1 pseudogene is annotated in these 292 nt (G+C 76.7%); it reads right to left on the bottom strand.

Annotated elements, in window-relative coordinates:
* Nucleotides 1-122 precede the first annotated feature (122 nt).
* Nucleotides 123-292: pseudogene (locus ACLBXO_RS32160) on the bottom strand (glutathione S-transferase); the annotation flags it as partial.

Below are 292 nucleotides of genomic sequence, written 5' to 3'. Positions count from 1 at the left end.
ATCACCTTCGGCACCGGCGCCGGGACGGTCCAGGACTTCCTCGCCGATCCGCTCGGATCGACCCATCCCTACGCGCTCGCCGACCGGGCCCCGCCGGAGCGGGGCCCGGCGCGGCGGGAGCCTCAGGCCTTCGGCACGGTGGCTTCCATGGACGGGCGGCGCGCGAACGCCGCGTACCAGGCGGCGTTCGCCGGGCGACCCTCCCGCCAGGCGAGATCGGGGAAGCGCAGATCCAGGTAGCCGAGCGCGCAGCCCAGCGCGGCCGTGCCGATATCCAGCGCCGGCGGCCCGC

This window comes from Methylobacterium sp. C33D, assembly GCF_053345825.1.
Note: the sequence above shows the minus strand (reverse complement) of the source record. Positions and strands in the feature narration are given on the sequence as shown.